Origin of the sequence: Streptomyces camelliae, from assembly GCF_027625935.1 — a bacterium.
Taxonomy (GTDB): domain Bacteria; phylum Actinomycetota; class Actinomycetes; order Streptomycetales; family Streptomycetaceae; genus Streptomyces; species Streptomyces camelliae.
Map to the genome: position 1 here is coordinate 4,528,364 of NZ_CP115300.1, position 24,721 is coordinate 4,553,084.

General features: G+C 72.3%; 20 protein-coding genes and 1 pseudogene. 7 read left to right on the plus strand and 14 right to left on the minus strand.

The genetic code is table 11. From position 1 onward, the window contains the following. Positions 1-113 precede the first annotated feature (113 nt). Both O1G22_RS20595 and O1G22_RS20600 read left to right on the plus strand, forming a co-directional pair. The gene (locus O1G22_RS20595) at positions 114-464 is read left to right on the plus strand and encodes a GntR family transcriptional regulator (RefSeq protein WP_270082688.1); all 351 of its coding nucleotides are present in this window, start codon (positions 114-116) and stop codon (positions 462-464) included. After that, a complete protein-coding gene (locus tag O1G22_RS20600; RefSeq protein WP_270082689.1) occupies positions 461-1,450 on the plus strand; it encodes an SdpI family protein in 990 nt (329 codons plus the stop codon). Before O1G22_RS20595 ends, O1G22_RS20600 begins: the two co-directional genes overlap by 4 nt. A gap of 46 nt (positions 1,451-1,496) precedes the next feature. Here the strand turns inward: O1G22_RS20600 and O1G22_RS20605 are convergent, their stop codons facing one another. Together O1G22_RS20605 and murJ are read right to left on the minus strand one after the other, a co-directional pair. Further along, on the minus strand, positions 1,497-2,300 hold the full coding sequence (locus O1G22_RS20605; protein ID WP_270082690.1) for a hypothetical protein: 804 nt from the start codon (positions 2,298-2,300) through the stop codon (positions 1,497-1,499). A gap of 113 nt (positions 2,301-2,413) precedes the next feature. Beyond that, complete coding sequence (gene murJ / locus O1G22_RS20610) at positions 2,414-4,060, minus strand: murein biosynthesis integral membrane protein MurJ (RefSeq protein WP_270082691.1); 1,647 nt, start codon at positions 4,058-4,060, stop codon at positions 2,414-2,416. Between the two features lie 421 nt (positions 4,061-4,481). On the opposite strand from murJ, the gene O1G22_RS20615 reads away from it, so the two are divergent. Continuing rightward, entirely contained in the window at positions 4,482-5,540 is a 1,059-nt protein-coding gene (locus O1G22_RS20615) for a BRO-N domain-containing protein (RefSeq protein ID WP_270082692.1), read from the plus strand. 84 nt (positions 5,541-5,624) lie between these two features. Here the strand turns inward: O1G22_RS20615 and O1G22_RS20620 are convergent, their stop codons facing one another. From O1G22_RS20620 to pdhA (O1G22_RS20630), 3 genes are read right to left on the minus strand one after another with little or no spacing between them, the layout of a single operon-like run. Beyond that, a complete protein-coding gene (locus tag O1G22_RS20620) occupies positions 5,625-7,019 on the minus strand; it encodes a dihydrolipoamide acetyltransferase family protein (RefSeq protein ID WP_270082693.1) in 1,395 nt (464 codons plus the stop codon). Between the two features lie 10 nt (positions 7,020-7,029). Continuing rightward, positions 7,030-8,007, minus strand: coding sequence for an alpha-ketoacid dehydrogenase subunit beta (locus O1G22_RS20625; protein ID WP_270082694.1), 978 nt, complete (start codon positions 8,005-8,007; stop codon positions 7,030-7,032). 1 nt (position 8,008) lies between these two features. Then, positions 8,009-9,211: a pyruvate dehydrogenase (acetyl-transferring) E1 component subunit alpha gene (pdhA, locus tag O1G22_RS20630; RefSeq protein ID WP_270082695.1), complete on the minus strand. Its 1,203-nt coding sequence runs from the start codon at positions 9,209-9,211 to the stop codon at positions 8,009-8,011. A 476-nt stretch (positions 9,212-9,687) separates the two neighbouring features. Here pdhA (O1G22_RS20630) and O1G22_RS20635 point away from each other — a divergent pair, with 476 nt between their 5' ends. Then, positions 9,688-10,704: a phosphotransferase gene (locus O1G22_RS20635; protein WP_225100262.1), complete on the plus strand. Its 1,017-nt coding sequence runs from the start codon at positions 9,688-9,690 to the stop codon at positions 10,702-10,704. A gap of 72 nt (positions 10,705-10,776) precedes the next feature. Here O1G22_RS20635 and O1G22_RS20640 read toward each other — a convergent pair whose 3' ends face one another. Then, positions 10,777-12,450 (minus strand): protein kinase domain-containing protein, encoded by a 1,674-nt coding sequence (locus tag O1G22_RS20640; protein WP_270082696.1) that lies wholly within the window; start codon positions 12,448-12,450, stop codon positions 10,777-10,779. A 344-nt stretch (positions 12,451-12,794) separates the two neighbouring features. Between O1G22_RS20640 and O1G22_RS20645 the strand changes: the two genes are divergently transcribed. After that, positions 12,795-14,432: a protein kinase domain-containing protein gene (locus tag O1G22_RS20645; protein WP_270082697.1), complete on the plus strand. Its 1,638-nt coding sequence runs from the start codon at positions 12,795-12,797 to the stop codon at positions 14,430-14,432. 87 nt (positions 14,433-14,519) lie between these two features. Here O1G22_RS20645 and O1G22_RS20650 read toward each other — a convergent pair whose 3' ends face one another. After that, entirely contained in the window at positions 14,520-15,059 is a 540-nt protein-coding gene (locus O1G22_RS20650; RefSeq protein ID WP_225100265.1) for a bacterial proteasome activator family protein, read from the minus strand. A 173-nt stretch (positions 15,060-15,232) separates the two neighbouring features. Between O1G22_RS20650 and O1G22_RS20655 the strand changes: the two genes are divergently transcribed. Next, a complete protein-coding gene (locus O1G22_RS20655) occupies positions 15,233-16,015 on the plus strand; it encodes a hypothetical protein (protein WP_270082698.1) in 783 nt (260 codons plus the stop codon). Between the two features lie 175 nt (positions 16,016-16,190). On the opposite strand, the gene O1G22_RS20660 is transcribed toward O1G22_RS20655, so the two are convergent. From O1G22_RS20660 to pdhA (O1G22_RS20690), 7 genes and pseudogenes are all read right to left on the minus strand, one after another. Then, positions 16,191-17,171 (minus strand): NAD(P)H-quinone oxidoreductase, encoded by a 981-nt coding sequence (locus O1G22_RS20660; RefSeq protein ID WP_270082699.1) that lies wholly within the window; start codon positions 17,169-17,171, stop codon positions 16,191-16,193. A gap of 124 nt (positions 17,172-17,295) precedes the next feature. Then, a pseudogene (locus O1G22_RS20665) lies at positions 17,296-17,970 on the minus strand (potassium channel family protein); the annotation flags it as partial. A gap of 63 nt (positions 17,971-18,033) precedes the next feature. Beyond that, a complete protein-coding gene (locus O1G22_RS20670; RefSeq protein WP_270082700.1) occupies positions 18,034-19,383 on the minus strand; it encodes a molybdopterin molybdotransferase MoeA in 1,350 nt (449 codons plus the stop codon). Then, the gene (locus O1G22_RS20675) at positions 19,380-20,300 is read right to left on the minus strand and encodes an NTP transferase domain-containing protein (RefSeq protein WP_270082701.1); all 921 of its coding nucleotides are present in this window, start codon (positions 20,298-20,300) and stop codon (positions 19,380-19,382) included. Before O1G22_RS20675 ends, O1G22_RS20670 begins: the two co-directional genes overlap by 4 nt. A 128-nt stretch (positions 20,301-20,428) precedes the next feature. Beyond that, entirely contained in the window at positions 20,429-21,853 is a 1,425-nt protein-coding gene (locus tag O1G22_RS20680) for a dihydrolipoamide acetyltransferase family protein (RefSeq protein ID WP_270082702.1), read from the minus strand. Next, positions 21,853-22,857: an alpha-ketoacid dehydrogenase subunit beta gene (locus O1G22_RS20685; protein ID WP_270082703.1), complete on the minus strand. Its 1,005-nt coding sequence runs from the start codon at positions 22,855-22,857 to the stop codon at positions 21,853-21,855. The genes O1G22_RS20680 and O1G22_RS20685 overlap by 1 nt, the downstream gene beginning before the upstream one ends. Then, entirely contained in the window at positions 22,854-24,008 is a 1,155-nt protein-coding gene (pdhA, locus tag O1G22_RS20690) for a pyruvate dehydrogenase (acetyl-transferring) E1 component subunit alpha (protein WP_270082704.1), read from the minus strand. Before pdhA (O1G22_RS20690) ends, O1G22_RS20685 begins: the two co-directional genes overlap by 4 nt. Positions 24,009-24,183: 175 nt before the next feature. Here pdhA (O1G22_RS20690) and O1G22_RS20695 point away from each other — a divergent pair, with 175 nt between their 5' ends. Then, entirely contained in the window at positions 24,184-24,684 is a 501-nt protein-coding gene (locus tag O1G22_RS20695; protein ID WP_225100274.1) for an Lrp/AsnC family transcriptional regulator, read from the plus strand. The last annotated feature ends 37 nt before the right edge of the window (positions 24,685-24,721 follow it).

The following is a 24,721-nucleotide window of genomic DNA, read 5'->3' on the forward strand; positions in this document are numbered from 1 at the left end:
CGTCGCGACGAGCGGCGGGCCCGTTCTGCTGCCCGGAACCCCGTCAGGCCCCCATCAGGGAGGCGTTGAACGCATCGCCAGATGAAGCGAATGGTGCTAGCGTCATTGGCACCATGCTGCTGCGTCTGGACAAGACCGACACCCGCCCCCTGCACGAGCAGGTCGCGGCGGCGATCCGGCGGGCCGTCGCCGAGGGCGAGTGCCGCGCCGGCGACCGCCTGCCCTCGGCCCGCGATCTCTCCGAGGCCCTGGACATCAACGTCAACACGGTCCTGCGCGGCCTGCGCGAACTGCGGGACGAAGGCCTGCTGGAGTTCCGCCGGGGCCGCGGGATCACCGTCGCCGAGGGGGCCGCCCGGCGCTCAGGACTGCAGATCAGGGTGCGGGAGCTGGTCGCGGAGGCATCCCGGCTCGGCTACAGCCGCACCGACCTCATCGACATGATCCGGGGGACGACACCATGACGGACGGGGACGATCTGAAAGGCGGCCGGAGCCGGGCCGCGGGCTGGGGGACCGCGGGGTGGATCGCGGCCGTCACCGCCCTCCTCGCCGGCCTGCCCTGGGCCGCGCACAGCCGGCTGCCGGACCGGCTGGCCACCCACTGGAGCGGCGGCGCCGCCCCTGACGGCTCGATGCCGCTGTGGGCGGACACCCTGTTCCCGGCCGGGGTCTGGCTGCTGCTCGCCCTCGTGGTGTCCGTGCCCCGGCGCCGCTCCTGGACAACGACGACCGTGCGCCCCTGGCGGGCGATGACCCTGGCCCCCACGGGTGTGGTCCTCGTCGGCGCGCAGGCGTCCATCGTCCGGGCGAACCTCGACCACACCGACTGGCACCAGGCCCGCCAGCCGGCCTGGGTCATCGTGCTGATCCTGGCCCTCACGGCGGCCGCGCTGGCCGCCGCCTGGCGCATGACCGTCCGCGCCACCTCCACCTCCCCTATCCCCGCATCTCCCGAGCTGGACCTAACCGAGGGCCAGCGACTGGTGTGGTTCTCGTACGCGGCCAACCCCTGGCTGCAAGTGCTGTCGGCGGCCACCGGACTGATCGCCGCCGGCGCCCTGGTGGCCCTGGCCGTCGGCCTGGCCGACCCCGCCGTCCTGTGGCCGGTGGGCGTGGCCTGCGGTGCCACCGCCCTCGCCGGTGCTCTCTTCTCCTCTCTCCGGGCGAAGGTGTCGGAAGCGGGCCTGGAGGTGGCGTTCGGCCCGCTCGGCTGGCCCGCCCGCCACTGGTCCCCGGCCGCCATCGAGTCCGCCCACGCCGAACAGCGGCTGCCCTCCCAGGTCGGCGGCTGGGGCTACCGCCTCAGCGGCCTCGGCACGACGGTCATGCTCCGCGCCGGCGACTGCCTGGTCGTACGCCCCCGGGGCCGCCGTAGCGACTTCGCGTTCAGCGTGGACGACGCCGAGCGGGGTGCGGCCCTGCTGAACGCACTCCGCCGGCGGAGCTGAACCGGCCGCCGGTCCGGCACAGCGCGGCCCTGACCGGAGGGCGGGGTCAGCGGCCGTTCTTCGCCGGGAGCCGGTCGTAGGTCGTGAAGGTGTACGAGGCGTCGTACGACATCAGGTTCCCCTCGGCCGCCGGCAGGCCCAGCCGGCGGTTGAGGGCTCCGGTGAGCGGTCCGCAGTGTCCGGCGGCCGGAGCGGTGAAGGTGTCGTCGTACGCCGAGAACTCGATCACCGGAGGGTCCTCGGATATCCACGTGGAGGGCCCCGAGCGCTTCAGCTGGAAGTCGACGGGCTCGTCGGCCCCGATGGTGCAGCCAGGCGGCAGCAGCGGGCTCAGGAGCCGGAAGCGGAGGCTGAACTGACCGGTGTAGAAGTCGGACCGGCCCCCGTACTCCGGCTGTATCGCCAGCCCCAGGGCGGTCGCATGGTCGCCCGCGGGGGTGCCGGTCAGGCCTCCCGGTACGGCGGTCGGGGAGCTGTGCATCGCACCCCACACCTGCCCCTTGCCGCCGTCCGGCAACGGCCCCTCGGCGTGCGTCATGGTGATCGGGGCGAGGGTCACCGTGATCTTGCCCATGGTCAGCTTCGGTGCCGCAGTGTGCACTTCGCATCTCCACCGCGCCGGGTCGACCCCCTCGGGCAGGGCTGGGCAGTCGCTGAAGTCGGTCGCGGAAGGGGCCACGGAAGAGGGCACGGAAGGAGCCGCCGGAGGGGCGGGGGCGGCGGCCGGCGCGGAGTAGGCCACACCCGACGCACCCACCGCCGCCGTACCGGCGAGGAGGGCGACGCCGGCGACACCCGCGACGCGGCGGACGAGGGAAGAACCGGGACGAGCAGCAGCGGATTTCGTCATGCCATCAGCGTGCCGCCCGGCACCACACCACCACCATCGGTGACATCCCCAACAGCACCCTGACCGCCCCCTGATGCAACGTCAGGGTCCCGTTCTCAAGGGAGCGTCCGGTGTCAGCCGAGACCCGGCAGCCGCCGCAGCTCGCCGACCTTCAGCACCCGGGCCAGCACCACATAGACGAGGGCCAGGGCGAGCGTCCCGGCCGTGGTCGCCAGGATCGCACCCGCCGTACCGTGTCCGAGAGCCCCGGCACAGCCCCGGGCCGCCGCCCAGCCCGCCACCGCGCCCCCGGCGCCGGCGCACAGCAGCTTGGCGTACGTGCCGCGCAGGGAGCCGTCGTCGAGACGGCCGCCCGTGCGGCGGGCCAGCAGCCGGGAAGTGAGAGCGAGACCGACGAAGTAGGAGAGGGTGTAGGCGCCGGCCATGCCGGTGACCGCCCAGCGCGCGGGCAGCAGCAGATGGCAGGCGGTGGCGAGGGCGATGTTGACGACCGCGATCCACACGGCCATGAAGAACGGCGTACGGGTGTCCTCGAAGGCGTAGAAGCCACGCAGCAGCAGGTACTGCGCGGAGAAGGGGATCAGTCCGAGCCCGAAAGCCTGGAGCATATGGCCGAGCGGCTGCGCGGTGGCCGGGTCGGCGGCGCCATGGGCGAAGAGGAGGGTGGCGATGTCCGGGCCGAGCACGGTGAACAGGAAGGCGGCCGGGACGACCACGACCCCGCTGACCCGCAGCGCCCGGGACAGATCGGCGCGCAGGTCGGCGATCCGCCCCTCGGCCGCCGCCTTGCTCATGCGCGGCAGCAGGGCCGTGACCAGGGACACGGTGACGATGGACTGGGGCAGCATCCAGATGGTCTGCGCGTAGCTGTACGCCGTGTAGCCGACGCCCGCGTTCGGCAGCTGCTGGTCTGCGGCGTTGGCGTAGTTGGTGACGACGGTGAGGGCGACCAGGTTGGTCAGCACGAACAGCAGCGTCCACTTGGCCGCGTGGATCCCGGAGCCGAGCCCCGCGCCGCGCCAGTCGAACCGGGGCCGGAACCGGAAACCGGCGGCACGCGCGAAGGGAACCAGGGCGAGGGCCTGGACGGCGATCCCGAGGGTCGTACCGACACCGAGCCAGCGGACCTGGGTATCGGTGACGTCGGCGATGGAGCTCGGGCCGCTCATCATCCCGAGATAGACGCCGAACATCGCCACGAGCACCACGTTGTTGAGCACCGGCGTCCACATCATCGCGCCGAACTTCTCGCGGGCGTTGAGTACCTGGCCGTAGATGGCGAACAGGCCGTAGAAGAAGATCTGCGGGAGCAGGAACCGGGCGAAGACGACGGTCAGCCGGAACGCGTCATGTTCCTTGGGCGTGTCCCGGAGGTACAGGCTCACGATCTCCGGCGCCGACCACACCGCGAGCGCCGTCCCGACGGCCAGCACGCTGACGACGAGGGTCATGAGCCGCTGCTCGTAGGCCCGCCCGCCATCGGCGTGCGTGGCACGCGCGCGTACCAGCTGCGGCACCAGCACGGCGTTCAGCGCACCGCCGATCAGCAGGGTGTACAGGCTGGTCGGCACCGTGTTGGCAGTGTTGTACGTGGAGGCGAACTGCGCCGTCCCGAGCGCCGCTCCTTGCAGCACCTGCCGGATCAGCCCACTGGCCCGCGAGACGACGGTCCCGCCGGCCATCAGCACAGATGCCCGCCCGACACCCGCCTCGGCTTTGGGCTTCGCATGGCGGGCTGCTGCCTTCTCCCCCGTAACCATGTCGTAAATCTACGGCAGTTCTACGGGAACGCCTGGAGCTGCCCATTCGGCCGCCTGGCACCGACCGGCGCCGTACTCACCCAGTGGCTGGCGGGCGCGGGTCGCCGAGCGGCTTGTCACGCCACGTGCCGACTACGGCCCTCCGCCTGAGGAAGTCGAAATGCCTCGCCGCGACGATGAGTTGTCACGGCTGCTGAAGCGACTGGCCCCAGCCCGCCCCTACGTCCGCTCGGACGGCTGTCGATGACAACCGGCGGCGTGAGGCCACCAGTTCATCGCACTGATCCAGGTCGATGAGGACTGACTCCCCGTTCCGGTGTCTGCCGTTTTAGGCAAGCTTCACCCTCAATCGTGAAGTTCCCGCTTTCCGTTGGCATATTCGGTTTGCCCCGCTCTACGTTCCGGAGCGGAGGTGGTTCAGGTGATCGAACCCAGCAAGCAGTCCGACTCGTCCCGTCGGCATGAGGCGATCGATGTCAGCGACTTCGTGTACGCGGCGACAGGGGCGCGTGTCCGTCGACTGACGATGCCGGACGGGACCCACTGGTTTCCGGCGGTGGATGTGTGCACGGAACTCGGATACACCACGCCCAAGAAGGCTCTCCTCGATCACGTCCCGGAGGCGCATCGAGAGAATCTTGAGACCGTGACTGGAAGTCACGGTCTCAGCATTCCCGCAGGTAGGGAGTGGCGCCGAGACCTGAATGTCATCTCTCTCCAAGGTCTCATCCTCCTCGTCAACGCCTGCACCAAGCCCGCCTGCGCCCCCTTCAAGCAGTGGGTCGCCGAGGTGATCGAGACGGTCCAGCGGGAGGGTTCCTACACCTTGGAAGAGGCTGAGGTGCAGCCCGCCGATCCGGGTGCTCCTATCGCCTACGCCATGCCGGAACAGGTGGCGGAAGCCATCGTCCGGCTGGAGACGCACAACCTTCAGCTGGACGAGGAGCTCGCGAACGGACAGCGCGAATCGATCGCACTGCAAAGGGAGATGCTGACCGTCCAGAGGGACACTCTGACCGTCCAGAAGGACACTCTGACCCTCCAGAGGGACAGCCTGGCCCTCCAGAAGGAAAGTCTGGGCCTCCAGAGGGACACTCTGGCCACGCAGAAGGCCACCCTCGCCGTGCAACAGGCCATGGTCCGGGCCATGGAACGCATCGCGGACCGGATCGACGCCCTCGTCCTCGACGGTCGGAGGCCCGGTGGCCACCTCACGGCGCCGCGCACCACGGAATCCGTCCTGGCCGACTGGCGGCAGCGGCTGTCCGTGACGGAGGACGTGTGGACGGTCGCCGTCGTGATCGCCCCCGTCCTCGTCGAAAAGGGCGAGCTGCGCGAGCCACTCGAATCCATCGCGGCCCGTACGGGTCTCTCGGTGCGGCGCGTCAACGAGTGTCTGCGGCTGCTGCGCCGGCACGCCTGTATCCGCTCCCGGGGCGGGGCCGAGGACGGTGCGCCGGTGTACGTGCTGAACCAGTGAGCGTCTGAAGAGACAGAGAGGGCGGCCGCAAGACGAAGTTGCGGCCGCCCTCTCGTGGCTCCGAAGCCTAGCGACTCAGCGCCCTCATGCCCAGGTGATCAGCCTCTTCGGCTGCTCCAGGATCGCCGCCACGTCGGCCAGCACCTTGGAGCCCAGCTCGCCGTCCACCAAGCGGTGGTCGAAGCTCAGGGCCAGCGTCGTCACCTGGCGCGGCTTGACCTTGCCCTTGTGGACCCACGGCTGGAGCTTGATCGCGCCGACCGCGAGGATCGCCGACTCGCCGGGGTTGAGAATCGGCGTGCCGGTGTCGACGCCGAAGACGCCGACGTTGGTGATCGTCACCGTGCCACCCTGCATCGCGGCCGGGGACGTCTTGCCCTCGCGGGCCGTCGCCACCAGCTCGCCCAGGGCCTCGGCCAGTTGCGGGAGCGTCTTGCCGTGCGCGTCCTTGATGTTCGGCACGATCAGCCCGCGGGGGGTGGCCGCCGCGATACCCAGGTTGACGTAGTGCTTCTGCACGATCTCCTGGTTGGCCTCGTCCCAGGACGCGTTGATGTCCGGGTTGCGCTTGATGGCGACCAGCAGGGCCTTGGCGATCAGCAGCAGCGGGTTCACGCGCAGGCCCTGGAACTCCTTGTCCTGCTTGAGCTCCTCGACCAGCTTCATCGTGCGGGTCACGTCGACCGCCACGAACTCCGTGACGTGCGGCGCCGTGAAGGCGGAGCCGACCATCGCCGCCGCCGTGGCCTTGCGGACGCCCTTGACCGGGATACGGGTCTCGCGCGCGGTGTCGTACGACGCCACGGGCGCCGGGATCACGGGCGCGGCGGTGGGGGCCGCGGCGGTCGGAACCGTCACCGGCTCGGCCTGCTTCGGCGTGGCCGCCGCATGGACGTCCTCGCGCGTGATGATGCCGTCGGGGCCGGACGGGGTGATCGTGTCCAGGTCGACGCCGAGGTCCTTGGCCAGCTTGCGCACCGGCGGCTTGGCCAGCGGGCGGGGCTTCTCGGCGACGGGGGCGTGGCCGTTCAGCTCGGACTGGATCGCCTGGGCCGGTGCCGGAACGCTCACCTCGGGGCCCTTGCGGGGGCGGCGCTTGGTGGCCGACGTCGCCACTCCGTAGCCGACCAGGACCGGCTTGCGGCCCTCCGGCTCGGGCTCCTGCGCCGGTGCCTCGGCGGGCGCGGCAGGCTCGGCCTTCACCGGCTCCGGCGCGCCGCCCGCCACGTCCACCGCGATGATGGCCGTGCCCACGTCGACCGTGGTGCCCTCGGGGAAGTGCAGGGCGCGGACCACGCCGTCGTACGGGATGGGGAGTTCCACCGCCGCCTTGGCGGTCTCCACCTCGCACACCACCTGGCCGTCGGTGACCGAGTCGCCCGGCTGGACGTACCACTTGAGGATCTCGGCCTCGGTGAGTCCCTCGCCGACGTCCGGCATCTTGAACTCGCGTACGGACGTTTCCGTCATCGTCGTCACGACCCTCTCCTCAGTACGCCAGCGAGCGGTCGACGGCGTCGAGCACGCGGTCCAGGTCCGGCAGGTACTCCTCCTCCAGGCGGGCCGGGGGGTAGGGGGCGTGGTAGCCGCCGACCCGCAGGACCGGAGCCTCCAGGTGGTAGAAGCAGCGCTCGGTGATCCGGGCGGCGATCTCCGCGCCGGAGCCGAAGAACACCGGCGCCTCGTGGACCACGACCAGACGGCGGGTCTTCTCCACCGAGGCCTGGATGGCGTCGAAGTCGAGGGGCGACACCGAGCGCAGGTCCAGGACCTCCAGGGACTTGCCCTCCTCGGCCGCCGCGTTCGCGACCTCCTGGCACAGCTTCACCATCGGGCCGTAGGCGGCCAGGGTCAGGTCGGTGCCCTCGCGGACCACCTGCGCCTTGTGCAGGGGCGCCGGGATCGCCTCGAAGTCGACCTCGGACTTGTCCCAGTAGCGGCGCTTGGGCTCGAAGTAGATCACCGGGTCGTCGCTCTGGATGGCCTGCTGCATCATCCAGTACGCGTCCGACGCGTTGGAGGGGCTGACGATCTTCAGGCCCGCCACGTGCGCGAAGAGCGCCTCGGGGGACTCGGAGTGATGCTCGACCGCGCCGATGCCGCCGCCGTAGGGGATGCGGACGACGACCGGCATCTTGACCTTGCCCAGCGAGCGCGCGTGCATCTTCGCGAGCTGGGTGACGATCTGGTCGTAGGCCGGGAAGACGAAGCCGTCGAACTGGATCTCCACCACCGGGCGGTAGCCGCGCAGCGCGAGACCGATCGCCGCGCCCACGATGCCGGACTCCGCCAGCGGGGTGTCGATGACGCGGCTCTCGCCGAAGTCCTTCTGCAGGCCGTCCGTCACGCGGAACACGCCGCCGAGCTTGCCGACGTCCTCGCCCATGACCAGGACCTTGGGGTCGGTCTCCAGGGCACGGCGCAGCGACTCGTTGATGGCCTTCGCCATCGCCATCTTCTCGGCCATCTCAGCGACCCCCTTCAGCTGCGTCAGCGAACGACGCCTGATAGGCGGCGAACTGCGCTCGCTCCTCGTCGACGAGCGCGTGCCCGTCCGCGTACACGTTCTCGAAGATGGCGAAGTGGTCCGGGTCGGGCATGGCGCGGACCGCTTCGCGCACTCGTTTGCCCAACGCCTCGGACTCGGCCTCAAGTTCCGCGAAGAATCCCTCGTCCGCGTGGTTTGAGGCCTCCAGGTACCGGCGAAGGCGCAGGATCGGGTCCTTCGCCTCCCAGGCGACGCGCTCGTCGTCGGCCCGGTAGCGGGTGGGGTCGTCGGAGGTGGTGTGGGCGCCCATGCGGTAGGTGTACGCCTCCACCAGGGTGGGGCCATCGCCGCTGCGGGCGCGCTCCAGCGCCCACTTGGTCACCGCGAGGCAGGCCAGTACGTCGTTGCCGTCGACGCGGACGCCGGGGAAGCCGAAGCCCTGGGCGCGCTGGTAGAGCGGCACGCGGGTCTGCTTCTCGGTCGGCTCGGAGATCGCCCATTGGTTGTTCTGGCAGAAGAACACCACGGGGGCGTTGTAGACCGCGGAGAAGGTGAACGATTCGGCTACGTCGCCCTGGCTGGAGGCGCCGTCGCCGAAGTAGGCGATGACCGCGCTGTCCGCGCCGTCCTTGGTGATGCCCATCGCGTAGCCGGTGGCGTGCAGCGTCTGGGAGCCGATGACGATCGTGTACAGGTGGAAGTTGTTCCCGTTCGGGTCCCAGCCGCCGTTGTTCACGCCGCGGAACATGCCGAGCAGGTTGGTCGGGTCGACCCCGCGGCACCAGGCGACGCCGTGCTCACGGTAGGTCGGGAAGACGTAGTCGTCGTCGCGCAGGGCCCGGCCGGAGCCGATCTGGGCGGCCTCCTGGCCCAGCAGGGAGGCCCACAGGCCCAGCTCGCCCTGGCGCTGCAGGGCGGTGGCCTCGGCGTCGAAGCGGCGGGTGAGCACCATGTCGCGGTACAGGCCGCGCAGGTCTTCGGGGGTGATGCCGGCGACGTAGGCGTCGTACTCGGCGTTCTTGACCCGCTTGCCCTCGGGCGTCAGGAGCTGTACGAGCTCGGGCTCGGTGCTCTTCTTCGCGCGCGGGGCGGTGGTGCGGGTGGTGCGCTTGCTGCCGGTGGTGCCGGCCTTGCCTGCGGCGCTGCGTCGCGGCTGGCGCGCGGCACTGCTGTCCACGGTCACGTGTGCTCCTCCGTCGTTCCGGCCCCCGGGGTTGCCGGTAGGCCAGTGCGGCTCACCTGTTTCGACCACCGGGCACGGGGTGGGTGCCACTCGGCCGGGAACAGGCGTGACAGGTGCCCCGGCGAGCGCCCTGCAACCATCACGTTACCCAGAGGTCCACATTTCTGTGAAACCTCATCTGACCTGCGACTTTGCTTGGATTTCCAAGTAAATCCGAGGGGATGCGGAAGCGTGCTGGTCACAGCCTCGCGAAAGGCCGGAGCAAGCGCACGTTATCCCGCGCACCCAGGTCACGGGAAGAGTTTGCCGGGAGACCGAGCCCGTGCGCGAAGACGGAAAAATCATGGTGCAAAGGACTCTCGGATAAAGCCTGACCGAAAGCGATCGCTGACGACAGTTTCTGACAAGCCCCAGCTCACAGGGGCTTTTCGTGCCCTAGCATCTGCGGCGTGCCGCGCTCATGTGTACCCCCCTTCGTGACCCATGCGCCCCCTCTGGGCGACTTGCTCCGCCTGTACTCCGCCGGTACCGCGCTCACCTGTGAACCGGTCGTGCAAGGCCTGCTCAATCGCGGTTACCGGCTGTGCACCACCCGCGGCAGCTATTTCCTCAAGCACCATTTCGATCCCGACACCGCCGACCCGGCCGCCATCGAGCGCCGCCACCGGGCCACCCAGCGCCTGGCCGACCTCGGCGTCCCCGTCCCCGTGCCGCTCGCGCACCGCGAGGGCCGTACGGTCGCCGTCGTCGGCGGCCACGCCTACGCCCTGCATCCCTGGATCGACGGCAGACACCGGCACGGCGGCCAGCTCACGCGCGCGGAGAGCGCACGCCTGGGAGCCGTCCTGGGCGCCGTACACGCCTGTCTGGAGCGTGTGATGCCCCCCAAGGGGCGCACGCGCCCGGCCACGAGCCCCCATCCCGTGGAGAGCGCCGACCCGGCCGACACCTTCGACCTCATCGACGACCTGCTCCGCCACGTCCGGCGCCACCGCCCCGCCGACGCCTTCGACGAGCTGGCCCGGCACCGGCTCCTGGAGCGCCGCACCCTGCTGGAGCAGCACGCCGACCGGCGCCCTCCGCGCGGTGGCCCGGTGGGCTGGGTGCACGGGGACTTCCACCCGTTCAACCTGCTCTACAAGGACGACATGCCCGCGGCCATCGTCGACTGGGACCGGCTCGGCGTGCAGCCCCGCGCGGAGGAGGCCGTACGCGCTGCGGTGATCTTCTTCGTGCGCCCCGCCGGCGCCCTGGACCTGCCGAAAGTACGCGCCTACGCGCGCGCGTACCGGCGCGCGGCCCGCGCCACGCCCTCGGAGCTGGCGGCGGCCGTGCACCGGGTGTGGTGGGAGCGGCTGAACGACTTCTGGATGCTGCGCTGGCACTACGAACGCCGTGACACGCGCGCGGACTGCCAGTTCCCGGCCGCGTCGGCGCTCGTGGTGTGGTGGACGCGCGAGTACGAGGCCGTCTGCGACGCGTTCACCGGCTGATCGGGCCGGCTCTCCCGCCCCGCGATCCGGTACGGCTCAGCGGGACGCCCTCCCGGGCGCCGCAGGCGTCTTTCAACCGGTGGGAGCGCCCGCGGTGCCGGCCGTCAGACCACCCGTGTCCGTGCCGGTCGTCCCGCCCGTGTCCGTGCCGCCGTTGGTGGTGCTGCCGTCGGTGCTGGTGCCGCCGTTGCCGGTGGAACCGGTGGTGCCGGTGCCGCCGTTGCCGGTCGTGCCGCCCGTGTCGGTACCCCCGGTGGTGGTGCCGCCGGTGCTCGTGGACTGCGACGGCGAGGTCTGCGGGTCTGTCGGCTGGTCGGACGGGGTGGTCTGGGACTGCGTCGGCGTGTACGACGGGGTGTAGCCGGAGCCGCCCGAGGTCGAGCCCGAGCCGTTGTCCGTGCCGGGATCCGTGGGCTGGTCGGTGGTGGTGTCCGACGCGCTCGGGGAGCCCGTGTCGTCCGTCGCGGACGCCGAGGGCGTCGTCGACGACGTGGTGTCGCTGCCGGTGCTGCCGCCGCCGCCCGAGCCGCTGTTCAGCGCGAACGCGACGCCCGCCGCGATCGCGATCACCGCGAGGACGGCGACGATCCACAGCTTGCCGCGGCCGCTGCCCTTGTTGCCGTGCCCCTCGAAGCCGCCGTCGTCACCGCCGCCGTAACCGGACGGCAGGATCGGCTGGGGGATCTGCGCGGTGCCGGAGCCGAAGTCGCCGGGGTGCTGCATCGCGGTCGTCCCCGCGAAGCCGCCCGCCGGGGTGTGCCGGCCGTCGTGCGACTCCACCGGGCCGGTGTTCCAGGTGCCGGTGTGACCGCCCGCCTCGTAGAGCATCTGCAGGCCGTACTGGATCAGCCCCCGCATCTCCTCGGCCGTCTGGAACCGGTCGTCCGGCTCCTTGGCGAGCGAGCGCATGACCAGCCCGTCCAGCTCCGGCGGGCAGCCCCCGTCGCCGACCTGCGACGGCGGCACCGGCATGTCCTGGACGTGCTGGTAGACCACCGACAGCGGGGTCTCGCCGGTGAACGGAGGCCTGAGCGCGAGCAGTTCGTACAGCAGGCAGCCGGTCGCGTACAGGTCGGAGCGGTGGTCGACGGCCTTGCCGAGCGCCTGCTCCGGGGAGAGGTACTGCGGCGTGCCCATGACCATGCCGGTCTGTGTCATCGTCGTGGAGGCGCCGTGCAGGGCGCGGGCGATGCCGAAGTCCATCACCTTGACGGCACCGCTGTGGGTGATGATCACATTCGCGGGCTTGATGTCACGGTGCACGATGCCATGCTGATGCGAGTAGGCAAGCGCTTCCAGCACGCCCGAGACGATGATCAGGGCCTGCTCGGGACCCGGCGCCTCGGCGTTCATCAGCAGGTCACGGATGGTGCGGCCCTCGACCAGCTCCATCACGATGTACGGCACGGACTGGCCGCCCACGAAGTCCTCGCCGGAGTCGTACACGGCGACGATCGCGTGGTGGTTGAGGCCGGCGACCGACTGGGCCTCACGCGTGAAGCGGGCCTTGGAGACCGGGTCCTCGGCGAGGTCCGCGCGCAGCAGCTTGACCGCGACGGTCCGGCCCAGCCGGACGTCCTCGGCCGCGAAGACCTCGGCCATGCCACCCCGGCCCAGCCGGTGGGTCAGCCGGTAGCGGCCGTCGCCGACGAGCCCGCCGTTGCCCCACATCTCCGGCGCGTCCGACATGCCGCCGCCAGTCGCCTCGGGGTCGGACGGGCCCTGGGCGCGCTGCGTCTGTGCCATCAGTCCTCGCCGTCGTTTCTGCCCGCGGTGCGCGCGGTGTTGTCACGGTCTCCGTCGGCCACGCTACAGCCTCCGTGGGGGCCGCCGGTCCGGAACGGGAACCGGGACCAGCCATGAGCGTGACCGGCCATGAAACCTTTAGCACGCGCTGTCGTGCAAATTCTGTGTGCCGGTCGTAGGCCCCCTGTAACGCTTGCGCGACGCTTCTTGCGCGTACGGTCACGGAACGGGCACCGAGCTTGACGTGTCAGTGCCCTCGGGCAGACTTGGCCGGGAATGACACATTCGATCAAGGCCCATGCGATGAGCGAAGGCGTCGGACGGCCGGTGGGGGACGGGGAGAGATGAGCCAGGACGGCGCACACGGCCGGTATGCGGGGCAGGCCCTCGCGGGCGGCCGCTACCAGCTGCGGGACCTGCTCGGCGAGGGCGGCATGGCCTCGGTGCACCTGGCCTACGACGCCGTGCTCGACCGCCAGGTCGCGATCAAGACACTCCACACCGAGCTGGGCCGGGAGCAGGCCTTCCGCGAGCGCTTCCGCCGCGAGGCCCAGGCCGTGGCCAAGCTCACGCACACCAACATCGTCTCGGTCTTCGACACCGGCGAGGACGATCTCGGCGGCACGGCGATGCCGTACATCGTCATGGAGTACATCGAGGGCCGCCCGCTGGGCTCGGTCCTCGACGCGGACGTCCGGCAGTACGGCGCCATGCCCGCCGACAAGGCGCTGAAGGTCACCGCCGACGTGCTGGCGGCGCTGGAGATCAGCCACGAGATGGGGCTGGTCCACCGCGACATCAAGCCGGGCAACGTGATGGTGACCAAGCGCGGCGTGGTCAAGGTCATGGACTTCGGCATCGCCCGCGCCATGCAGTCCGGGGTCACCTCGATGACCCAGACCGGCATGGTCGTCGGCACCCCGCAGTACCTCTCGCCCGAGCAGGCCCTCGGCCGCGGCGTCGACGCCCGCTCCGACCTCTACTCGGTCGGCATCATGCTGTTCCAGCTGGTCACCGGACGGCTGCCGTTCGACGCGGACTCGCCGCTGGCGATCGCCTACGCGCATGTGCAGGAGGAGCCGGTCGCGCCCTCCTCGATCAACCGTTCGCTGCCGCCCGCGGTGGACGCGCTGGTCGCCCGCGCGCTGAAGAAGAACCCGAACGAGCGCTTCCCGACCGCCGAGGCCATGCGCGACGAGTGCCTGCGCGTCGCCGCCTCCCTCCAGGCTGACGCACCGAGCATCGTGCCGGGCGCCGGGCCCACGCAGAGCGGCGCGGGCGTCGGCTCCGCGGTGTTCCCGCCGGTGGGCCAGACCGGCCAGGCGGCCCCCGGCCCGGTGCAGACGCCGTACCAGCCGGGCCCGTACGGCGCGCCGCAGACGCCCGCCCCGGCCTACGGCTACCCGCAGCAGGGCGGCTACCAGACGCAGCCCCCGGCGGGCTACGCCCCGCAGGCCGCACCGGCGCCGACCCCGCCGCCGTACGCGGTCTCGGCCCAGACGGCCACGCAGACGCCCGGCTCCGGGTCCGGCAGCAAGAGCAACAAGCCGGTGATCATCGGCTCGATCGCGGTGTCCCTGGTCGCGGTCGTCGGCCTGATCGTCGCGCTGACCATGAGCAACAGCGGAGGGAGCGACAACGGCGGCAGCGGCGGCGCGAGTGCCTCGGCGTCCGCCTCGCACCAGTCGGGCTACCGCGGCCCGGACACCACCCGTGTCATCGACAAGACCAAGTGCACCGAGCCGGTGGAGTCGGGCACGGACCCGAAGAAGGTCGAGCTGCCCGACTTCCGGTACAAGGACATCGGCTCCGTGAAGGCCTGCTTCCAGGCCGCGAACTGGACGTACGAGATCAAGCACGTGCCCGACAACACCTGGGGTGACGGCACGGTGATGGACCAGTTCCCCTCTGCGGGCTCGGACATCGACCCGAAGAACTCGGGCACCATCGAGCTGAGCGTCTCGACGGGCAACCCCTCCTGAGAGACGGGCGCGTCAAGCACCAGGCGAGGCCCGGCACATCGCGTGCCGGGCCTCGGTCGTCACAGATGAAGCTTTACAGGCAGGGCTTTACAGGTACGGTCCGCCCGAGCGGCCGCCGGTGTGCGAGTCGTCGCCCTCATGTCCCGTCACGCCCGGCGGGAGCGCGCGGCGCATCTGCTCCAGCTGGGCCCGCGCGGCCATCTGCTGGGCGAAGAGCGTCGTCTGGATCCCGTGGAACAGGCCTTCGAGCCAGCCCACCAACTGCGCCTGCGCGATCCGCAGTTCCGCGTCGCTCGGGGTCACGCCGTCGGTGAACGGCAGGGAGAGCCGCTCCAGTTCCTCGACCAGCTCCGGCGCCAGGCCGTCCTCCAGCTCCTTCACCGAGCTGCGGTGGATCTCCTTGAGCCGGGCCCGGCTCGCCTCGTCCAGGGGAGCCGCGCGCACCTCCTCCAGGAGCTGCTTGATCATGCTGCCGATCCGCATGACCTTGGCCGGCTGCTCCACCTGCTCCGTCACCGGGATCTCGCGGGAGTCCTCGTCCCCGGTGCCGCCGAGGGCCATTCCGTCCTGACCCACGACGAGGATCTGGGGATTCTCCCGCGACCGTTCGTTCCTCGGCATCTCCATACCGTCATTCTCTCGCACCCGTACACCTCATCACCGTGGTGCCCCCTCCTGGGGCTGATCCACCGTTTGGACCCGACGGAGCATTATGAAATGCCCTGTTTGTCAATGAATGTGAGGCTTATTCCCGTTGGTCATCCATCAATCGGGGCATCCGGGCTCCGGGAGGTCACGACGTGACTCCATGGCTGCGACTCGCACGTCGCTCCGTACGACTGCTGCCGGCCCTCTCGGTGGCGGCCCTGCCGGCGTACGGCGCCGTCACCGCGTACGCCCCAGCCGCTCGGGCCGCCGAGCCCGGCCCCGGGATCTCGGCCGGCCCCAGCCCCGGCCACGCGGGCGTCTGGGGCCATGCGGACGGCTCGTACCGCCCGGACCGCACCGGTCACGGTGACCGTGGCTCCCCCGACTCCGGTCCCTCGGCCCTCCCCATGCCCTCCGACTCCGCCTCCGCGTCGTACCGCCCCTTGGAGGCCGACTCCGCGTCGGGCTCGTACCGCCCGCTGGCCGTCGAACCCAGCCGGGCGGGCAGCCTGGCCGGTGAGGGGCGGATGCGGCCGGGGCGGCCGGACGGGCCCGCGGCCGAGGTGGAGGGCAACGACAACCCCGTCCCCACCCGGGCGCCCGGCTCCGGCCGCCCGCAGGAGCCGGAGACCGCGGACTTGCCCGCCTCGGGCCTCCCGAGCCCGACCGCGGTCCCGACAGCGATCCCGACGGCGGTACCGACAGCGGTCCCGACGGCGGTCCCGACGGCGGTACCGACGGCCCCGACCGCCACGGATGACACCCGTCTCCCCGCCGGGCAGCCCCCGCAGCGGCCGCCCGCCCAGAACGCCGTCCAGCGGGGCGAGAGCGCGGGCGAACCGGTCCTGCGGATCCTCCCGCTGGGCAGCGGCCTGGTCCTCATCGGCCTCGGGCTGGGCCTGGCCTTCCTGGGGCTGCGCCTCCGCAGAAACTGACCGCCTCCCCTGGCACCGCTGCCAGGCCGCCGCGGCTGCCCGAGCTGCTACGAGCAGGGCCTGGACCAGGGCGGCACGCGTCCCGGAGCACCGCGACACCCTGCCGACGCCGGCCGGCGGCCCCCGCCCCGGCCCGCACGGAGTGCCGATCGAGCCCGCGAGCCGAACCGCCGTGTCACGGCGCCACCAGCAGCACCTTGCCGACATGGCCGCTGGCCTCGACCACCCGGTGTGCCTCGGCGGCCTCCGGCATGGGCAGCTCACGGTCCACGACCGGGCGGACATGCCCAGAGGCGAGCAGGGGCCACACATGTTCGCGTACGGCGGCCACGATGGCCGCCTTCTCGCTCAGCGGACGCGCCCGGAGCGAGGTCGCGCTGACCGCGGCCCGCTTGCTGAGCAGGGTGCCGATGTTCAGCTCGCCCTTCGCCCCGCCCTGCAGGCCGATGATCGCGAGACGTCCGCTGACCGCGAGGGCCTGGACGTTGCGGTCCAGGTACTTGGCGCCCATGTTGTCGAGGATGACATCGGCACCGGCACCATCCGTGGCCTGCTTGATCTCGGCGACGAAGTCCTGCTCGCGGTAGTTGATCAGGATGTCCGCGCCGAGCTCGGCACAGCGCTCCAGCTTCTCCTTCGTCCCGGCCGTCACCGCGACCTTGGCGCCGACGGCCTTGGCGAGCTGGATCGCCATGGTGCCGATGCCGCTGGAGCCGCCGTGCACCAGCAGCGTCTCGCCGGGCCGCAGGTGGGCGACCATGAACACGTTGGACCAGACCGTGCAGACCACCTCGGGCAGCGCGGCCGCCCGCGTGAGGTCGACGCCCTCGGGCACGGGCAGCAGCTGCCCGGCCGGTACGACGACCTTCTGGGCGTAACCGCCGCCCGCGAGCAGCGCGCACACCAGGTCGCCGACGGCCCAGCCGGAGACCCCGGGGCCGAGCGCGGCGATCCTGCCGGAGCACTCCAGGCCGGGGTAGAAGGAGGCGCCGGGCGGCGGGTTGTAGAAGCCCTGCCGCTGCAGGATGTCGGCACGGTTGACGGCGCTGGCCACCACCTCGACCAGCACCTCGCCCTCACCGGGCACCGGGTCGGGAACCTCCGCCCACACCAGCGCCTCGGGACCACCAGGTTCGGGAATCGTGATCGCATGCATGCCCGTGACGCTACTCCCCGCGGGTCCGCACTCCCGGGCAGACTCCCCAGGGGTGCGCCGCTCTCCGGGCCGGGCCGGCACAGTTCGTGGCCTCGGCGGGCCGGTCAGTCGTGGAGCAGCGGCGCCGGATGTCCGGGGTGACGTGGTTGCCGGGGGACGCGCGGACGATCGTGATGAGCCGGTCGGTCAGCTGGAGGGTGCCGACGGCCGGGTCGTCGTAGCCGAGCACCCGGTGTCCGCGGACGACGCTCACCACGAGGTCTGCGGTCTCGCGCGGCCGCTCGCCGGCCTCGCCGCGGACCACCGGCCCTTCGACGAGGTCCAGCCCGCTGCCCAGCTGGATCAGGTCCTCCATCACCATGCCGGCGGCGGGGCTGAGCACGGACAGGCCGAGCAGCCTGCCGGCCGCACTGGCGCTGGTGATGACCGCGTCGGCGCCGGACTGCTTGAGCAGCGGGGCGTTCTCCTCCTCGCGCACGGCGGCCACGATCTTCGCGTTTTGGTTGAGCTGGCGGGCCGTCAGCGTGACAAGGACAGCGGTGTCGTCGCGCTGCGGCGCCACGATGATCTGCCGGGCCTTGTGCAGCTCGGCCCGCTTGAGCACATCACTGCGGGTGGCGTCGCCTATGACGCCTGCGTAGCCCTCGGCGGTCGCCGCGTCGACGGCCTTGGCGCTGGGGTCGATCACGACCACCTGCTCCTTCTTCAGCCCGGTCGCACACACGGTCTGGATCGCCGACCGCCCCTTGGTGCCGAAGCCGATGACGACGGTGTGGTCGCGCAAAGTGGACCTCCATCTGCACCCGATGGGTCACCAGATGATCGCCCGCCTGGCGGGCGATGGCGTCATGGCCCGGAAGTTTCACGTGAAACACACCCCGATCCCGGCGCTCGCCCACGGCAGGTCCAGCAGCTCCGCCTCCACACCCGGCCGTGCCCCGCCGGGCGGTACGACGGCCAGCGCGTCGGCGGCGGCGACCCCGCGGAGCATGGCCGGGCCGTTGTAGTGCAGCGGTACGGCATGATCGCCGCGCAGCACCACGGGCACGAGCCGGGTGTCGTACGGGTGCCCCTGGATCGCCTCCGTGAGCGGCAGCGCGTACGGCTCGGGGGCCGGGTGGGCAGCGAGGGTGCGCAGCAGCGGTTCCGCGAGCGTGAGCAGGCCGGACACGGCCGCGAGGGGGTTGCCGGGCAGGCCGACGAGGTGCTGGTCGTCCTTGGTGCGGGCGAGCAGCATGGGGTGGCCGGGGCGCACCTTGACGCCGTCGACGAGGAGTTCGGCGCCGATGCGCTCCAGGATCGGGTGGACATGGTCGCGGGGTCCTGCGGCGGTGCCGCCGGTGGTGACGATCAGGTCGGCGTCGGAGCCGGTGACCGCCCGGTACAGGGCCTCGGCGTCGTCGCCGATCCGGCGTACCGCGACGACGTCGGCGCCGAGCGCGCGCAACCAGGGCGGCAGCAGGGGGCCGAGCGCGTCCCGGATCAGCCCGTCGTGGGGCAGCCCGTCGGTCAGCAACTCGTCGCCCAGGACCAGCACTTCGACCCGGGGACGGGGTACGGCGGTGACGGTGTCGTATCCGGCCGCCGCGGCGAGGCCGAGGACAGCGGGGGTGACCAGGGTGCCGACGGGCAGCAACTGGTCGCCGGTGCGGCACTCCTGGCCGCGCGGGCGGATGTCCTGGCCGTGCGCCAGGTCGCGGGCCGCGTGCAGGCGGCCTTGCGTGTCGGTCCGGCCGTGCTCGCTGCGCAGCACCGCGGTGGTGTCGGCGGGGATGCGGGCGCCGGTCGCGATGCGCACGGCCTCGCCGTCGGTGAGCGGCTCGGGCTGGGCGTGCCCGGCGAGCACGCCGTCGTCCCGCACCTGCCAGGGGCCCGGTCCGGCGACGGCCCAGCCATCCATCGCGGAGGTGTCGAAGGAGGGCAGGTCGGTGAGGGCGTCGAGGGGGGCGGCCAAGACGAGGCCGAGGGCCTCGCCGAGTGGCACGGAGACGGGGGTGCGGCGGGGGCGGGTGCGCGCGGCGCGGGCGGCGGTCTCACGGGCCTGGTGCCAGGGGGTGGCCCGGTGCCGTTCGCCGGTCGGTTCAGGCGCCGGAGCGGGCATCTGGCCCGCGCTGTCGCCCCTGGGCTCTCTCACGAGGGCAAGGGCCTCCTCCAGGTCGAGGTCGTCGCTGTCCTGCGCGGGCGCCCCGGCCCGGGTTCCGGGGGCGGTCATCCGGCGTCCGGGGTGCTCGGGCCGCCGCCGCGCGTGTTCCCGCCCCCGTCCTTCGCTTCGTTCTCTTCCTCCCACCGCAGCGCCAGCGCGGCGGCCTTGCGGGCGGCCTCGGCGACGGCCTCGGGACCGCCCTCGCCCTGGGCCGCGGCGTACCCGACGAGGAAGGTGGTCAGCGGCGCGGCGGGGCGGGCCACGCCGTGCGCGGCGTCCCGGGCCAGGTCGAGCAGGACGCCGGTGTCGACGTCGAGGTCGATGCCCAGTTCGTCCTTGACTGCGGAGATCCATTCATCCAACACGTGCCCATGCTCCCTGATGCGTGCCCTGGCGTCGGCGATGTCGTCCCAGGTGTCGCAGTCGAAGGACGCGAGCGGGTCCGGGACACGGGTGAGGCAGAGGGCGCCGGTGAGCCGACGCAGAGGCAGCCCGGTCAGGCCGTCGCCACCGGCCGCGAGGGCGGCCAGTGCGCGGCGGAGCGCGTCGGTGCGGTACGCGGCCACGAGCGGCTGGTCGCGGCCGTCGGCGTCGGTGAGCAGCGCGCCGTCGGCGCCGCTGGCGCGCAGGGCGGCCAACAGGCGGTGAAGGGTGGCCGGTTCTAGGAAGGGCAGGTCGGCGGAGAGCACGACGGCCTGCTCGGCGGTGGTCAGGCGCAGGCCGGCCTCCAGCGCGGCGACCGGTCCGGCGCCGGGCGGTTCCTCGCGCGCCCACAGCACCGGCCGCGCGACGGGGCGCGGGCCGGCCACGACGACCGTCGTACGGGCGCCCGCGCAGGCCGTGAGCACCCGGTCGAGCAGCGCCCGGCCGCCGACCCGCACCCCGGGCTTGTCGACCCCGCCGAGCCGCCGCGCGGCACCGCCGGCCAGCACGACGGCGTCGTACGGCGCGGGCGCGTGGGGGACGGCGGGGGCGTTGTCGCTCATCCCCCGAGTATGTCCCGCGCCGGCCCGCTTGTATGCGCCGGGCGGATGCCCCGGACGGCGCCTCGCGGGTGCCGCGGGGCGCCGCCTTCGTCTCTGCCGCGGGGCCCTTCGTCCGGGCCCCGCCGAGGTCACAGCGTGCGCAGAAGCACCGCCGGCTGTTCCACGCAGTCCGCCACGTACCGCAGGAAGCCGCCCGCCGTGCCGCCGTCGCACACCCGGTGGTCGAAGGTGAGCGACAGCTGGACGACCTGACGCACCGCCAGCTCACCCTCGTGCACCCAGGGTTTGGGGGCGATGCGGCCGACGCCGAGCATGGCCGCCTCGGGGTGGTTGATGATCGGGGTGGAGCCGTCGACGCCGAAGACCCCGTAGTTGTTCAACGTGAAGGTCCCGCCCGTGAGTTCCCCGGGCGTCAGCGTGCCGGTGCGGGCGGCCTCGGTGAGCCGGGCGAATTCGGCGGTGAGCGACTCGGCGTCGCGCGTGTGGGCGTCCCGCACGACCGGCACGACCAGCCCGCGCTCGGTCTGCGCGGCGAAGCCGAGGTGCACCTGGCCGAGCCGGACGATCTCGCGGGCCCCGGTGTCGACGAAGGAGTTCAGCTCGGGGAACCGGGCGAGCGCGGCGGTGCAGATCCGGGCGAGCAGCGCCAACAGGGAGATCTTCGGTCCCCCGGCGGCGTTCATGGCGGCACGCGCGCGCATGAGTTCCGTCGCGTCGGCGTCGACCCAGCAGGTGGCGTCCGGGATCTCCCGGCGGCTGCGGGACAGCTTGTCGGCGACGGCGCCGCGGACGCCCTTGAGCGGGACGCGGACGGCGGCGGCCTCGGCGGGCGGTGCGGCGGACCCAGGGGACGAGGGGAGCGCGACGGGGGCCGGTGCGACCGTTTCCGGGGCCGTGCCGAGGCGCGCGGCCCTGGCGCGCAGGGCGCCCTCGACGTCGGCCCGCAGGATCAGTCCGTCGGGGCCGGAGCCGGACAGCTCCCGCAGGTCGACGTCGTTGTCCCGGGCGAGTTTGCGCACCAGCGGGGAGATCACCGGGACCGGTCCGTTCGCGGGCGCCGGTGCCGGAACGGCCACGCGCGCGGGGAGCGTCGTCGTCGCTTCGGCTGCCTTGGCCCGGCCGTTGCGGGCCGCCGTGGCGCCCGTGGCCGCGTTGGCCGCGTTGGCCGCGTTGGCCGCATCGGCAGCATCGGCCGCCGTGCCCGCGCCGGCCGCCGTCGTGGCCCGCACCCGGCGCCGCCGGGCCGGCGCTTCGGAGGTGCCGTAGCCGACCAGGACGTTGCCGGAGCCCTCCGAGTGGGCCGCCGGATCCCCCACGGCCACCGTCAGCAGCGGCGCTCCGACGGGCAGTTCGGTGCCCTCCTCGCCGAAGCGGGCGGTGATCACGCCGCCGTAGGGGCAGGGCACCTCGACCATGGCCTTGGCCGTCTCGACCTCGACGACCGGCTGGTCGACGGCGACCACGTCACCGACCTCGACCAGCCAGCGGACGATCTCCGCCTCGGTGAGCCCCTCGCCGAGGTCGGGGAGCTTGAACTCCAGCACCTGTGCCATCAGCTCTCGGCCTCCCACTGCAGCCGGGCCACGGCGTCCAGGATGCGGTCGACGCCGGGCAGGTGGTGCCGCTCCAGCATGGGCGGCGGGTAGGGGAGGTCGAAGCCGGCCACGCGCAGCACCGGTGCCTCCAGGTGGTGGAAGCAGCGCTCGGTGATCCGGGCCGCGATCTCGCCGCCCGGTCCGCCGAACCCGGTGGACTCGTGGACGACGACGGCGCGTCCGGTGCGCCGGACGGCCGCGCAGACCGTCTCGTCGTCGAACGGCACCAGGGAGCGCAGGTCGACGACCTCCAGGTCCCAGCCCTCCGCCTGGGCGGCCTCGGCGGCCTCCAGGCAGACGGGCAGGGACGGGCCGTAGGTGACGAGGGTGGCGCTGCGGCCCGCGCGGCGCACCACCGCGCGCCCGATGGGCTCGACGTCCGTGGGGTGCTCGGGGTTCCAGGAGTCCTTCGACCAGTACAGCCGCTTGGGCTCCAGGAAGACCACCGGGTCGTCGGAGGCGATGGCCCGGCGCAGCAGGCCGTAGGCGTCGGCGACGGTCGCGGGCGTGACGACGTGCAGGCCCGGGGTGGCCATGTAGTAGGCCTCGGAGGAGTCGCTGTGGTGCTCGACGCCGCCGATGCCGCCGCCGTAGGGGACGCGGACGGTGATGGGCAGCGGCATACGTCCGCGCGTGCGGTTGCGCATCCGGGAGACATGGCTGATGAGCTGCTCGAACGCCGGGTAGGCGAAGGCGTCGAACTGCATCTCCACCACCGGGCGCAGGCCGTACATGGCCATGCCGACGGCGGTGCCGAGGATCCCGGCCTCCGCGAGCGGGGTGTCGGTGCAGCGGTCCTCGCCGAACTCCTTGGCGAGGCCGTCGGTGACCCGGAAGACACCGCCGAGGGTGCCGACGTCCTCGCCCATGACGTGCACGGTGGGGTCGGCGGCCATCGCGTCGCGCAGCGCGCGCGTGAGGGCCTGCGCCATGGTGGCGGGCTTGACGGCGACGGTGGTCATCGGGCGCCGCCTTCCTGCTCGCCGTGGTGCTCCTGCTCGGCGTCCAGTTCGGCCTGGAGCAGGGCGCGCTGCTCGCGCAGCTGGGCCGTCGTCTGCGCGTAGACGTGGTCGAAGAGGTCCATGGGGTTCAGTTCGGGGTCCTGGTTCATGCGTTCGCGCAAGGAGGCGGCCATGTCCTCGGCGTCCTGGCGGGCGGCCGCGATGGCGGCCTCGTCGATCAGTCCGCGCGCGGTCAGCTCCGCTTCCAGCAGCTCGATCGGGTCGTGTGCGCGCCAGGCCGCGACCTCGGCGTCGCCGCGGTAGCGGGTGGCGTCGTCGGCGTTGGTGTGGGCGTCGACGCGGTACGTCACCGCCTCCACCAGGGTCGGGCCGCCCCCCGCGCGCGCGTGCCGTACGGCGGCGCTGAGGACCTCGTGCACGGCCGCGGCGTCGTTGCCGTCGACCAGCCGGCCCGGCATGCCGTACCCGACGGCCTTGTGGGCCAGGGAGGGCGCGGCGGTCTGCTTGGCGAGCGGGACGGAGATGGCGAAGCCGTTGTTCTGCACGAGGAAGACGACCGGGGCCTGCCAGACGGCGGCGAAGTTCAGCGCCTCGTGGAAGTCGCCCTCGCTGGTGCCGCCGTCGCCGACCAGGGCGAGCGCGACCACGTCGTCGCCCTTGAGGCGGGCGGCGTGCGCGAGACCGACGGCGTGCGGCAGCTGGGTGGCCAGCGGGGTGGACAGGGGGGCTACGCGGTGGGCGTGCGGGTCGTAGCCGGAGTGCCAGTCGCCGCGCAGCAGCGTGAGCGCCTCGACGGGATCCACACCGCGCGCGACGACGGCGAGCGTGTCGCGGTAGCTGGGGAAGAGCCAGTCCCGCTCTTCCAGAGCCAGGGCGGCGGCGACCTGGCAGGCCTCCTGGCCTGCGCTGGAGGGGTAGACGGCGAGGCGGCCCTGCTTGGTGAGCGCGGTGGCCTGCGTGTTGTAGCGGCGGCCACGCACCAGCTGGGCGTGAAGCCGGCGCAGCAGGTCCGGGTCGGCCTTGGCGGCCGCCTCGGTGCCGAGGACGCGGTAGGGCTCGGCGTCGGGCAGCAGCGGCGCGGGGTCCATGCGGGGCTGCCAGGCGGGCGGCGGGGATGGCCGGTACGCGCCCCGCTGCTCCATGACCGTCATGACGGCACCTCCTCGTGGGAGCGGCTACGGGAGGCGCGTCGGCTGTGACCCGCCTCACCTACCGATTGTTCGGTCGTCGGCACATTTTGGCTACAGGCACCTCCAGGCTGTGGACAAACGGTTCTCCACAGCCTGGAATGAACGCAGGACGTCCACGGCGAGGGAGCGGGGGGACATGGCAGCTGAACAATTGGCCGACGGACCGCAGGACGGCGTCCCGCTGCCGCCCCCGCGTCCGCTCGACGCGATCGATCAGGACATCCTGAGAATCCTGCAGGCGGACGGCCGGGCCTCGATACGGTCGGTCGCGGAACGTGTCCACGTCTCGCGCGCCAACGCGTACGCGCGCATCAACCGGCTCGTCGAGGACGGGGTGATCCGCGGCTTCGGCGCGCGCGTGGACCACGAGCGGGCGGGGCACGGCACCTCGGCGTACATCACGCTGAAGATCGTCCAGAACACCTGGCGCACGGTCCGCGAGCAGCTCAGGCAGCTGCCCGGTGCCTCCCACATCGCCCTCGTGGGCGGCGACTTCGATGTGCTGCTGCTGGTGCACACGCCCGACAACAGGGCGCTGCGCGAGCTGGTGCTCACCCGGCTCCAGGCGATCCCCGAGGTGCTCAGCACGCGCACGCTGCTGGTGTTCGAGGAGGAGGACCTGGAGCCGGAGGCGTAAAGGGGTGGGCCGGAGGCGCACAGGGGTGCGCTGGACG

Coding starts and splice junctions, on each gene's coding strand:
- O1G22_RS20625 (WP_270082694.1), bottom strand. CDS start 8,007: ATGGCCGAGAAGATGGCGATGGCGAAGGCCATCAACGAGTCGCTGCGC.
- O1G22_RS20650 (WP_225100265.1), bottom strand. CDS start 15,059: ATGGAGATGCCGAGGAACGAACGGTCGCGGGAGAATCCCCAGATCCTC.
- O1G22_RS20605 (WP_270082690.1), bottom strand. CDS start 2,300: ATGACGAAATCCGCTGCTGCTCGTCCCGGTTCTTCCCTCGTCCGCCGC.
- O1G22_RS20645 (WP_270082697.1), top strand. CDS start 12,795: ATGAGCCAGGACGGCGCACACGGCCGGTATGCGGGGCAGGCCCTCGCG.
- O1G22_RS20680 (WP_270082702.1), bottom strand. CDS start 21,853: ATGGCACAGGTGCTGGAGTTCAAGCTCCCCGACCTCGGCGAGGGGCTC.
- O1G22_RS20640 (WP_270082696.1), bottom strand. CDS start 12,450: ATGGCACAGACGCAGCGCGCCCAGGGCCCGTCCGACCCCGAGGCGACT.
- O1G22_RS20685 (WP_270082703.1), bottom strand. CDS start 22,857: ATGACCACCGTCGCCGTCAAGCCCGCCACCATGGCGCAGGCCCTCACG.
- O1G22_RS20660 (WP_270082699.1), bottom strand. CDS start 17,171: ATGCATGCGATCACGATTCCCGAACCTGGTGGTCCCGAGGCGCTGGTG.
- O1G22_RS20595 (WP_270082688.1), top strand. CDS start 114: ATGCTGCTGCGTCTGGACAAGACCGACACCCGCCCCCTGCACGAGCAG.
- O1G22_RS20670 (WP_270082700.1), bottom strand. CDS start 19,383: ATGACCGCCCCCGGAACCCGGGCCGGGGCGCCCGCGCAGGACAGCGAC.
- murJ (WP_270082691.1), bottom strand. CDS start 4,060: ATGGTTACGGGGGAGAAGGCAGCAGCCCGCCATGCGAAGCCCAAAGCC.
- pdhA (WP_270082704.1), bottom strand. CDS start 24,008: ATGACGGTCATGGAGCAGCGGGGCGCGTACCGGCCATCCCCGCCGCCC.
- O1G22_RS20600 (WP_270082689.1), top strand. CDS start 461: ATGACGGACGGGGACGATCTGAAAGGCGGCCGGAGCCGGGCCGCGGGC.
- O1G22_RS20695 (WP_225100274.1), top strand. CDS start 24,184: ATGGCAGCTGAACAATTGGCCGACGGACCGCAGGACGGCGTCCCGCTG.
- O1G22_RS20675 (WP_270082701.1), bottom strand. CDS start 20,300: ATGAGCGACAACGCCCCCGCCGTCCCCCACGCGCCCGCGCCGTACGAC.